Annotated in this window: 8 protein-coding genes and 1 rRNA gene; 3 read left to right on the top strand and 6 right to left on the bottom strand. The window is 56.5% G+C overall.

The features are described 5' to 3' along the window. Both ACF8AM_RS09890 and rtcA read left to right on the top strand, forming a co-directional pair. Positions 1-884: RtcB family protein (locus ACF8AM_RS09890; protein ID WP_392555481.1), on the top strand; the 884-nt coding region annotated here is incomplete at its 5' end. Then, a complete protein-coding gene (gene rtcA / locus ACF8AM_RS09885) occupies positions 877-1,917 on the top strand; it encodes an RNA 3'-terminal phosphate cyclase (RefSeq protein WP_392555480.1) in 1,041 nt (346 codons plus the stop codon). The genes ACF8AM_RS09890 and rtcA, both read left to right, overlap by 8 nt. Here rtcA and ACF8AM_RS09880 read toward each other — a convergent pair. The 3 genes from ACF8AM_RS09880 to ACF8AM_RS09870 all read right to left on the bottom strand — a co-directional run bounded on the left by ACF8AM_RS09880 (position 1,914) and on the right by ACF8AM_RS09870 (position 4,423). Then, positions 1,914-2,111 (bottom strand): DUF5989 family protein, encoded by a 198-nt coding sequence (locus ACF8AM_RS09880; RefSeq protein WP_392555479.1) that lies wholly within the window; start codon positions 2,109-2,111, stop codon positions 1,914-1,916. The genes rtcA and ACF8AM_RS09880 overlap by 4 nt on opposite strands. A gap of 8 nt (positions 2,112-2,119) precedes the next feature. Continuing rightward, positions 2,120-2,458: a hypothetical protein gene (locus ACF8AM_RS09875; protein ID WP_392555478.1), complete on the bottom strand. Its 339-nt coding sequence runs from the start codon at positions 2,456-2,458 to the stop codon at positions 2,120-2,122. Positions 2,459-2,551: 93 nt separating this feature from the next. Next, positions 2,552-4,423, bottom strand: a complete 1,872-nt coding sequence (locus ACF8AM_RS09870) for a carbamoyltransferase (protein ID WP_392555477.1) — start codon at positions 4,421-4,423, stop codon at positions 2,552-2,554. A gap of 345 nt (positions 4,424-4,768) precedes the next feature. Between ACF8AM_RS09870 and ACF8AM_RS09865 the strand changes: the two genes are divergently transcribed. Continuing rightward, positions 4,769-5,485 carry a HEAT repeat domain-containing protein gene (locus ACF8AM_RS09865; RefSeq protein WP_392555476.1) on the top strand — a complete coding sequence of 239 codons (717 nt, stop codon included), beginning with the start codon at positions 4,769-4,771 and terminating at the stop codon, positions 5,483-5,485. A gap of 158 nt (positions 5,486-5,643) precedes the next feature. Here ACF8AM_RS09865 and fae read toward each other — a convergent pair whose 3' ends face one another. From fae to ACF8AM_RS09850, 3 genes are all read right to left on the bottom strand, one after another. Continuing rightward, positions 5,644-6,192 (bottom strand): formaldehyde-activating enzyme, encoded by a 549-nt coding sequence (fae, locus tag ACF8AM_RS09860; RefSeq protein WP_392555475.1) that lies wholly within the window; start codon positions 6,190-6,192, stop codon positions 5,644-5,646. Positions 6,193-6,372: 180 nt separating this feature from the next. Beyond that, the gene (locus tag ACF8AM_RS09855) at positions 6,373-10,962 is read right to left on the bottom strand and encodes a collagen binding domain-containing protein (RefSeq protein ID WP_392555474.1); all 4,590 of its coding nucleotides are present in this window, start codon (positions 10,960-10,962) and stop codon (positions 6,373-6,375) included. Next, positions 10,955-11,245, bottom strand: a 23S ribosomal RNA gene (locus tag ACF8AM_RS09850); the annotation flags it as partial. The genes ACF8AM_RS09850 and ACF8AM_RS09855, both read right to left, overlap by 8 nt.

The raw sequence follows: 11,245 nt of genomic DNA, 5'->3' as shown, positions 1-11,245 counted from the left end.
TCAGTGACAAGATGCAGCAACTCGGTTCCTATGGAGGCGGGAATCACTTCGGAGAATGCGAGGTGGTGGAAGTTGGCGACAACGATCGTGCTCGTGAAGTGGCCCAGACGTTTGGTTTGCGTGATCGCAATGTCGCGTTTTTGTCTCACTGTGGATCGCGAGGGTTCGGACACAACTTGGCGTCGGGGCAGTTTCGTACCTTGCAGGACAAGTTTGATCGATGGGGGATTCCGCTTCCTGCGGGCGATCGCCAATTGGTTTACGCTCCATTGGGATCGGAGGAAGCGAATGATTATCTCGATGACATGGCACTGGGAGCGAACTTCGCGACCGTGAACCATTTGCTCATCAATGCTCTCGTATTGGAAGCGTTTCAAGAAGTGATTCCAGGAACGCGTGGGAATTTGGTTTACTTCATCAGTCACAACATTGCTCGAAAGGAAATCGTGGACAATCGACCCGCATGGGTGCATCGAAAGGGAGCCACGCGAGCGATGCCGGGTGGACATCATGCGCTTGCTAACACTCCGTTTGCGAAATCTGGGCATCCGATATTACTGCCTGGAAATCCACGAGATGGGTCGGCGGTGATGGTGGCTGATGAGGGTGCATCGGCGTCTTGTTACAGCGTCAATCATGGCGCGGGGCGGACGCTTGGACGGCGCCATGCCAAGCGTGTGCTGGATCAAGCGACGGTGGACTCGGAATTTGATTCCAACGACATCTTGAGCAACTGCCGTAAGTATCCGATCGATGAGGCGCCGGCAGCGTACAAGGATTTCAATGAAGTCTTGCGTTCGGTGAAGTCGGCTGGGTTGGCGAGCGAAGTGGCTCGATTGAAAGCACGGTTTGTGATCAAGGATGCGAGCAAAGCTGATGATTGAAATCAATGGAAACGAGGGCGAAGGAGGCGGGCAAATTGTCCGCTCTTCGCTCGCCCTCGCGGCGGTCACGGGGCAACCGGCTCGCATCACCAACATTCGCGGCGGCCGCAAGAAGCCCGGGTTGCTTCGTCAGCATCTGGCCGGGTTGCGTGCGATCCGCGCGGTTTGTTCAGGCGAAGTGGAGGGTGACCGGCTTGGTTCAACGGAACTGACGTTGGTGCCCGGCAAATTGTCTGGTGGCGAACATCACTTTGAAGTGGGTTCGGCGGGCAGCGCCATCTTGGTTGCTCAGACGATCCTGCCGGTGTTGTTGCATGCTGATGCGCCGTCCACGATTTCGATCGGCGGTGGAACGCATGCGGCTTGGGCACCGCCATTCGATTTCTTTTCGCGTTGCTATTTGCCTCTGTTGGCAAAGATGAATGCGGAGGTGGAAGTCGACATCGAGTCCCATGGATTCTATCCGTCCGGTGGCGGGCGGATCGCGATGAAGGTCCAGCCGACGACTGGGATGGAAGGCATTACGCTGGCGGACCGAGTCGGAAGACTTCAACCCAAAGTCACCGCACTGGTTTCCAAAATCCCGGAATTGGTCGGCCAGCGGGAGTGTGATGTGATCGCGCGGAAAACCGGATGGGACAAAAAGGCCTTCCAAGTCGTCGATGTTCAGCAGGCTGGTGGTCCCGGCAACGTGGTGATGATTGAGCTTGCGTTTGACAACGTTTGCGAGTTGATCATTGGGTTTGGCAAGGTTGGTGTCAAAGCGGAGCAAGTCGCGCGTGCGACGCTGCGCGACGCCCGAACTCATTTGTTCAGCGAAGTGCCGGTGGGTGTGTACCTTGCGGATCAACTGTTGTTGCCGATGGGATTGGCGGCACACAGCGGTCATCGCAGCGAATTTCGCACGCGACCGTTGTCACTGCACAGTCGGACTCACATCGACGTGCTGAAGCGATTTCTCGACGTCAACGTTCAGACCGTGTCCGCTGAAGATGGTTCGGTTCACGTGACCGTGGAAGGACGCGAGGGTTAGAACAGCGTGTAGATAAACGGTGCTGCGCCGGTCGAACCCAACAGGGCGAACAATCCCAGCAAAGCCAGGGACAACAGAATGGGGGTCATCCACCATGCCTTGTTCTCTCGCATGAACAAGATGAACTCGCCAACAATGCTGAGCGGTTTGTCCTCACCGGCTTTTTCGAATTCATTTTTGTCGTCGTTTTTCATTGTTTTCATCATGACTGGCGGTAGTAGCTTGCGGCCGATTTCGGTTGCTTTTTAGGGCTCCAGTAGCTCTTGCAATTGCGATCGATGCGCCTTTGCAGTCGATCCCTTCCGAAGAGACGAAAAGCAATTCCCATGGGGAGAAATACGGACATATAAATGACCAGCATCACCAGTTCGCCGAGGACGATTCCGATTGGAAAGGTGATCAGCATCAGGCCAATGAACAGCGGCGAAATCAGCTTGGGGGCGGTCCACGAAAGAATCCCGACCACGATTCCAATTCCCGCGGCGATGATGATTGCCGGAAGGGAGCCAATTGATAGCCACGCAAGCAATGGCAAGAACACGGCGCTCAGGCATCCGAATTGCCGGAGTTGCCTGCTGTTCGGATTCCAGTTGAGTTCTGCAAGGGCCATCGGGAGGGAAGCTTTCTTGTGGGATCAATCGAGTTCAAATTGGGCCAAGTGCTGGACTCGTGCTTGAGCTGACGCGTCGGTGGGTTGTTCCGATTTCAGCAGCACGTGACGGCCGACGACAAGAACATCCATTTCGGTCATCAGGAAGCATCGGTAGGCTTCTTCTGGGGTGCAGACAATGGGTTCGCTGCGGACGTTGAAACTGGTGTTGATCAGAACTGGGCACTGCGTCAAATCATGAAACGATGTCAACAGTTGATGCAGCAGCGGGTTGCGGACGTTATCCACCGTTTGGATCCGAGCCGAGTGGTCCACGTGTGTGACGGCAGGCAGACTGGAGCGACAGTACTTGAGTTTGTCCAATCCAAAGGCAGTATCGTAGTCGCTTCCAAGCGGTGTCCGAATGGAATCCGCGACGGGGGCGACGATCAGCATGTAGGGCGACTCTTGGTCTTCGCTCAATTGGAAGTACCGACTGGCGTGTTCACGCAGGACGATCGGTGCGAAGGGGCGGAATGATTCTCGGAACTTGATCTTGAGGTTCATCACCGACTGCATTTTTTCACTGCGAGGGTCGCCAAGGATGCTTCGGTTTCCGAGCGCGCGTGGGCCGAATTCCATACGCCCTTGGAACCAGCCGATCACGTTTTCCTCTGCGATCAATTCGGCGACTCGATCGCAGAGTTCTTTTTCGGTTTCAAAACGCGTTGACACTGCGTTGTGACGATCGAGCGTTTGAGAAATCTGGCCTTCCGAAAAGCTTGGGCCGAGCAAAGAGCCTTTTTGGGAGTCGAGTTTGACAGCGTCGGTCGCTTGGTCGTTCTCCGCAGTTCGGTCTCGGGGGTTGTCGAGAAGTTGGTGCCAAGCGAACAGAGCTGCGCCGAGCGAACCACCTGCATCGCCAGCAGCCGGTTGGATCCAGATATTTTCAAAGGGGCCCTCACGCAGCAAGCGACCGTTTGCGACGCAGTTAAGAGCCACGCCACCGGCCAGAACCAAATTGTTGGATCCTGTTAATTCATGTGCGTGTCGGGCTGATCGCAACACGACGTCTTCTGTGACCGCTTGCACCGAAGCGGCCAAATCCATTTCGCGTTGGGTCACGTCCGATTCGGGGGCACGTGGCGGACCGCCAAAAAGTTGGTGGAATCGCCGCGACGTCATCGTCAGCCCTTGGCAGTAATTGAAATACTGCATGTCCAAGCGAAAAGATCCGTCGTCTTTGAGATCCAGCAGATGCTCGAGGATGAGATCTTTGTAGACGGGGGTGCCATAGGGAGCCAATCCCATCAGTTTGTATTCGCCGCTGTTGACTCGGAAACCGGTGTAGTAAGTGAAGGCGGAGTAGAGCAGTCCGAGCGAGTGAGGGAATCGCAGTTCTTCCATCAGTTCGATGCGATTGCCTTGTCCCGTACCAACACAGGAAGTCGACCATTCGCCGACACCATCGAGGGTTAGAATCGCGGACTCTGCAAAGGGAGACGGGAAGAACGCGCTGGCAGCATGCGATTCATGGTGATCGGTGAACACGAATCTTCCACGAAAACGGTCATGCAAGCCACTGGCAAGTTCGCGAGGCAGATGCAGTTTTTGTTTCAACCAAAGCGGCATGGCTTGGCGAAAGGAACGGTACCCGGACGGCACATAAGCGAGGTAGGTTTCGAGCAGTCGTTCGAATTTGGTGAGCGGTTTGTCGTAGAAAACGACGTAGCTCAAATCCTCCGGCTGCAAACCAGCTTCAGAGAGGCAATAGTCCACTGCATGTTGTGGGAAGCGGAAGTCGTGCTTTTTCCGCGTGAAGCGTTCTTCCTGGGCCGCTGCAACGATCTCTCCGTTCACGACAAGGCTTGCCGCAGAATCATGGTAGAACGCGGAAATCCCCAGGATGCTTGTCATTGAGAAGACGCTTGTCGTTTGATGAGGAAGGCTTTACCGCCGAGATGGCATCGGCAAGGGGAAAGATTTTGGACCGGTGACGTATGCCTGAGAAGAGCCCGTTCTTGGGTTGCACCTCAGGCGAAACGGGAAAAGCCAACCCGGATGGGAAGTCCTTGAAGACCTTATTCCATCGGTTGGTAGAGAACAAGTTTCTGGACACGCCCGCCAGATGAGCAAGGGATACCATTCGTGCCAGTTGGAGCATCGGTGTGAAACTGCCTTCGAACGAATTGGGGTTTTTTTCATGCCTGCGGTTTTGATACGTCGAAGGTTGAAATTGTTCAATGAATCTTCCCGTCTTGGATGAAACGCATGGCGAGTCGCCTTTTTCAGTCGATCGTTCCGTTGATGTCTGTCCTCCTGACGGCTCCCGTTTTGGTGCTGTGCGGTGGCTGTCACGATGGCCCAATGTATGCGCTCAAGCATGTCAATCCCTATTTCACGATGCGTCAGTGGAAGGCGGATGAGGCGATCGGCGTGACCGATCATAAACGCCGTCAAGAATTGCAGACGCTCGCAGATTCGATGATCGCGATGCCTGCCGATCAGCAGCAAACCTGGACCCCGCATTTGGAGCAGATCTATGAAAATGATCCCAGTGCAGAGATGCGTCGATTGGCGATCTTGGCAGCAGGGCGTTCCAAGGCTGCCAACACTCTCGACTTGGTTGCGAAGGGTTTGAAAGACGACAACCTGAAGGTTCGCATGGAATCGTGTCGTGCTTTGGGCGAGCGGCCCGAAGAAAAAGCGGCTCAATTGCTGGCGGCGATTGCGGGGGAATCGCAAGACAAAGATGTTCGCCATGCCGCCATCGCTGCGTTGGGCAAACACCCAGGAGACGTCTCAACCAATTCGCTCAAGCTTGCGCTTCGTGACCGAGATCCTGCCACGCAAGACTTGGTGATCGAAACTCTTCGAGAGAGCACCGGAAAAGACCTGGGCAATGACCCGGCGGAATGGATTGCGGCGTTGGACGGGCAGGGCAGTGAAGAGCCTGCCAACAGCTCACTGTTCCGCTAACGTCCGCTACCCCCCCCCCGCTAACCCTCGCTAGCGCGGTGCCAAACCGCACCGATCAGGTCGCGATAAGCATCATGAATTTCGCGACGTGAACTTGCGTGAGTGAACCTTGGGTTCATCGATTGTCCGGAGCCAACCAATGACGTGCTTCTGCCAGATTAGATTTTGCCGTCGAGACCCATTTGGTAGTACTTGTGCGTGATCTTGTCTTGGTTTTCTAGCAACCAATCGATCGATGGTTCGTTGTTCATTGCTTTGTGAATCGCTTGTGCCATCGCTTTGCGATGAATGTCGAACAATGCCTTGTGGTCCAAGTTGTCGTCATCGATGACACCGGGGTTCAGCCACACGCTGCAAATGATGCCAAGGTCGTTGGCTTTTTCTTTGGGGAGATCGCCGGCACGAACCGCATCCAGCACGCCGTTGGCGATTGCTGCTTGGACGGTGCCCATCAGGATGTTGGTGTAGCGGCTGTTTTTGACAGTCACTTTGCTGACACACAACGTCACCGGACGGACTTGGATGTCAGTGTTCAAGATCGCGAAAACTTTGGAGTGGCCCATGGATTGGTCACCGGTCAACGTGGCCAAGGCCGTGCCAACGGGACCGTCGAGTTCGCCGATGACGACCTCAGGTTCTGCGGCGGTGAAGGGAGGACCACCAGCGACGAGAGCTTCACCGGTGCGAAGGACGATGCGGTCGGACATTCAATCAGCTCAATCATGGAGGGGGAGTGGGGCTTCTTTCGAAGACTCGTTCAAACGGACTGCAGGGTAAGCGAATCCGTGCTCCTGTTCCAGGCAATGAAGGCGGCAATTGATGCGAACTTCAAACGCCCATTTGGGTGAGTGAATGCAAGGTGCACGGTTGGCCGACTGCTTTCAAAATCAGCCGGCGTCGGTGTAGTAGCCCGGTTCGTCGATGTTGTCGCCGTTGAAGTCACCCACAATTGGCTGTGAGTCGGCGGACTCTCGCGACACAACGATGCGTTTGTCGTTGGCCGTCAACTTGCGGTCACCATCGCTGTCGATGATCCACACATCGCCACGGACCACACCGATTTCGTCGATGCCGTCGCCATCAAAGTCACCCACGATCGGTTCGTCACCGGGACGTCCAAAGTCGTGGGGTTTGGTTTTGCCTGTCCAGCGACCGTCGGCATCATCATCAAGCAACCACTGGCCGCCACGGAAGACACCGATTTGGTCGATGCCGTCTCCGTTCCAGTCACCCGCGATGGGGGTGTCGACTTGTTCGCCATACTGGAACACGTGGTCCACTGCGTCGGCCAGCAAGCCGCCGTCTTCGCCACGCATCAACATCCGTTGTTGGTCTTCGTTGACGGTCGTTTCGCGTGGGACCAATTCGTCACGAGACAGGCCACGTCGGCGGGTATTGGCTGGGTCTGGCAAACCGGGATCGCGTCGAATGCGAGCCCAATCATTTTCCCAGCGACGTCCGAAGATTCCGACATCGTCCTTGCCGTCTCCGTCCCAGTCACCCACGACAGGGCGATCGAGTTCTGTTCCCAAGCGGACCCACATGTCGCCGGCGTCCCATTTACCATTGCCGTTGAGGTCGACGAACCATTGTCCGCCGATGTACAGCACCGCTTCATCAACACCATCGCCATTGAAGTCACCGGTGAGTGCCTTCGCATCGGGGTGTCCCATTTGAATGTGAGAACTGGATTCGGACTGCGCGGCCAATGTTCGAACGGTGGGCATTTGAATGTGCCACAGTCCCGTCATCAGATCGTTTCGCAGCAACGAGCTTGGTAGCTTGCCTTTTCGCTCGCCTTTTTCATCTTCCGTCTCGCCGTCCAGTTCCAAACGGAAATTGGCGGGGCGAATCAGATCGCCGTCTTCTGTGAACTCGTCGGCTTGGACGATACCTGACTCGGCACCATCGCCACGCGGGAATCCACCGTTGATCACACTCAAGTGCCAACTGACCTGCCATTCATCGGCGAACAGAAATTGATGGTGCGGATCCAAGTGGATTCCGAATGCCATGGGGCGGATCGGGGTTTCGAACGTTTCGATCGGAACCAACGGTCGAGTGATTGGGTCTTCGGCCGGGTATTCCGGTGGTGGGAAGACCGGCGGATCTTCGATGGCGATCTCGCTGAAGTTGTTGTTCGTGCTGGTCTGGCCTGCGCCCACGAACAACTGCAGGATTGCGTCGAACTTGGGATCCGTGGATGAGTCCGCCATCAGGTTTTGAACCGACGTTGGGAACGTCAAGGTTCCTTCGCCGCCATCGGACACAAAGTCCGCAACGTTGATTGCCAAACCGCCCAGCGTTCCGGGCGTGTCCAGCGAATCGATGAAGCCCTCTGGTTGGACTTGGTAAACCGAGTACACCGTTTCGGGACGCAAGCCGCTGAAAATGTAGAACCCATTTTCGTCGGTGGTGACGCGAATGGTCTCGGTGCCATACGTGCCTGCGAGTGCTCCAGTCGCGCTGTCGACAGGTCTGCCGAGAACGTTTCGTAGTTCGAGCGTGACTCCGGCCAGACGGGTGTCGTCGTCGGTCAGTTCACCATCGCGGTAGTCACGCAAGTCTTCTGGGCTGGGGGCTTCTCGGAGCACCAAGTTCTCACCGTCTTGGAAGACGTATCCCGAGATCGTTGCCGGTGGCAATTCAGGGAAGTCGTAACCGGTGGCGTTGATGCCGCCGGGGATGGTGATCTCCCCAATCATGTCACTGCCAAGGATTCGGCCGCCGAAGTCGCCGACGATTTGTCCGCCTTGGAAGTAGCCTTCGGGTTGCGACTCGTAAACGGAGTAGGTTCCCGGTGGCAAGGAATCGAACGTGTAACGACCTTGGTTGTCCGTTTGGGTCGTCGCGATGACTTGGTCGGTTTCGTCACGCAACTCGATGACCACGTTGGCCAGCGGAGTTTCTCCGTCGTCGAAGACGCTGTTGCGAACCGTGTCGGCCCAAACCATCCCCGATATGGTGCTTGGCAGAACCTCGCAGAAGTCGTAGTTGGTCAGCGACTCACCCCAACCGATAGGAATCGCTGAGATCACATCGTCAACGCTGTCATCGCCGCCCGCGCTACCAGCCATTTGGCTGCCTTGGTAGTAGCCTTCTGGTTGCGTTTCGCGAACGGTGTAATCACCTGCCTGCAGGTTTCCAAAGTGATACGAGCCATCGGCAATGGTTGTGGTCGTGGCGACCAATTCACCGGCCGAGTTGAACAACTCAATCAAGACGCCACTGAGGCCGGGTTCGTCGTTGTCTTGGAAGCAGTCAGCATCCTTGTCGACATAGACAATCCCTGAGATCTCCGACGGCAAACGTTCGCAAAAGTCATAGTCGGTGAGCGTTTCGCCCCAACCGATGTCAATGACTGAGATCACGTCGGCGACGCTATCATCGCCGCCTCCCGAGCCTGCCATCTGTCCGCCGTGGAAGTAGCCTTCGGGCTGCGTTTCGCGAACGGTGTAGATGCCTGATTTCAAGTTGCCAAAGTGATAGGCACCGCTGGCGTCGGTGGTGGTGCTGTCGACCAAGGCACCGTTTTCATCGAACAGTTCGACGATCACGCCGGTCAGACCGATCTCGTCTGCGTCGCGGAAGCAATCCGCATCTTTGTCGACATACACAATGCCGGACAACTCGGATGGCAACAGTTCGCAGAAGTTGTACTGCGTCAGGGTTTCGCCCCAGCCCATGTCGATGGTCGAAATCACATCGGCTTGGGAATCATCGCCGCCGTGGCTGCCCGCTTTCTGACCGCCGTGGAAGTATCCGCTCGGTTGGATTTCACGAACGGTGTAGAAGCCGGCTGGCAAGTTGCTGAACTTGTAGGCACCTGATGCATCCGTCAGCGTGGTGGCGATCACGGCACCGGATTCATCGACCAGTTCGATGCGAACGCCTGACAGGCCTTCTTCGCCCGAATCGCGGAAGCAATCCGCATCACGATCGACGTACACGATCCCGGAAATTTCCGAAGGAGGCCGCTCGCAGAAATCGTAGTCCACGGCGACTTCGCCTGAGGTCAACGTGATCGAACCAATGCGGCTAGGGTTCTCCGTGACGCCGCCGGCGGATCCCGGTTTGGCGCCGCCTTCGAAGTAGCCTTCCGGTTGCGTTTCGATGACGGTGTAGTTGCCGGGAATCAGGTCGGTGAAGTAGTAGCGACCGTCGGCGTCCGTTGTCGTCTGTGCGACTTGATTGCCGTTGTCATCGACCAGCGTGATGGTCACCCCTTCGAGGACTGGTTCGTCGTCATCTTTGAAGCAGTCTTCGTCGAAGTCAACGTGAACGCGTCCGCTGAGTGAAGCGAGTTTGCGTTCGCCGAAGTCGTAGTTGACGCCGTGCAAACCTTGACGCAGCGTGATGCTGACCAAGCTGTCGGAATCGGACCCCAATCCACCAACGGTGGTCCCGTCGATTTGACCGACCGAGTCGATGCCGTCGATGTAGCCAAGCGGTTGGGTTTCGATGATGCGGTAGGTGTCCGCTGTCAAACCGCTGAATTTGTACTCGCCATCGGGACCGGTGACGGTGGTGGCGACGACGTTTCCGTCCGAGCCAACCAGCACCAATTCGGTGCCGGGGATCGCTTCTTCGCCCGCGTCTCGAGTGCCATCGTTGTCACGATCATGATAGACCTGCCCGGACAACGATCCTGGAGCGGCTTCGCAGAAGTTGTACTCGTGGCCTTCGCCGCCGGGTGGCAACGCGACGTTGGTGATTCGTCCACCATCGACGGATCCACCGACGGGAACAAAGACATTCGATGCGATCGTGCGAATCTCCCCAGGATGCGATCCGCCGTCCAGCAATCCGTCCGGCGTGATTTCAACGATCTCGTACACACCGGTGCGAAGGTCATCGAAGAGGTAGCTGCCGTCCGCGCCGGTTCGCGTGGTCGCGACCAGTTTGCCTTGTTCGTCGATCAGACGAACTTCTACGTTTTGCAGCGGCGTGCTGTCGCCTTCGTCGTGATCGCCGTCGCAATCCGCACCTGGTGCGGCCAAGTAGACGAAACCGCCGATCGATCCAAGCGGGACTTCGCCGAAGTTGTACTCCACCCCGACATCGCCACCACCGAGAACGATGTCGCGGATTTCATCGCCTGGATTGATCGCTGTCCCGACCACTTGGCCGTCGATCGTACCAGCGGCGTCCTTGCCGTCTTCCAAATCAGCGGGCTGGTCGACTTCGACGATGCGGTAGCGACCCGGCATCAGGTTCGTGAATTGATACGAACCGTCGGCGTTGGTGGTGGTTTCCAGTTGGTTCTGTGGCGCGATCGTGTCAACAGGGATCAACCGAACGGTGACTCCGCCCAACCCGATTTCACCTGCGTCCTTGGTTCCCGAATCGTTGTCATCGCGGTAGACAAAACCACCGATCGAGGCTGGGATCGGGGTCTGTGTGGCGGTCCCCACCGCGGCAGCGGATCGGTTGGGACGACTGTCGATGTCGGTGCCTTCGTCCGGTGGCAAATCCAAGCCGTATTCTTGGGCTGGATCCCCGAAGTCGTTCAGGAAGATCGCATCGGCTTCGGCGGCGTAGTAGTCCGGGGCTTCGAAAAGTGCTTCCCTTCATGCTCCGAGCGCAGGCTCTTCACACTACCGGGGCATACCTTCTCCCGAAGTTACGGTATCAATTTGCCGAGTTCCTTCTCCTGAGTTCTCTCAAGCGCCTTGGAATATTCATCCCGTCCACCTGTGTCGGTTTGCGGTACGGTCTCGTAGGACTGAAGCTTAGAGGCTTTTCCTGGAACTGCTTCCA

Origin of the sequence: Rhodopirellula sp. JB055 (assembly GCF_043100905.1) — a bacterium.
In the GTDB taxonomy this organism is placed as follows: domain Bacteria; phylum Planctomycetota; class Planctomycetia; order Pirellulales; family Pirellulaceae; genus Rhodopirellula.
This window is presented reverse-complemented; position numbering and strand designations above follow the sequence as displayed.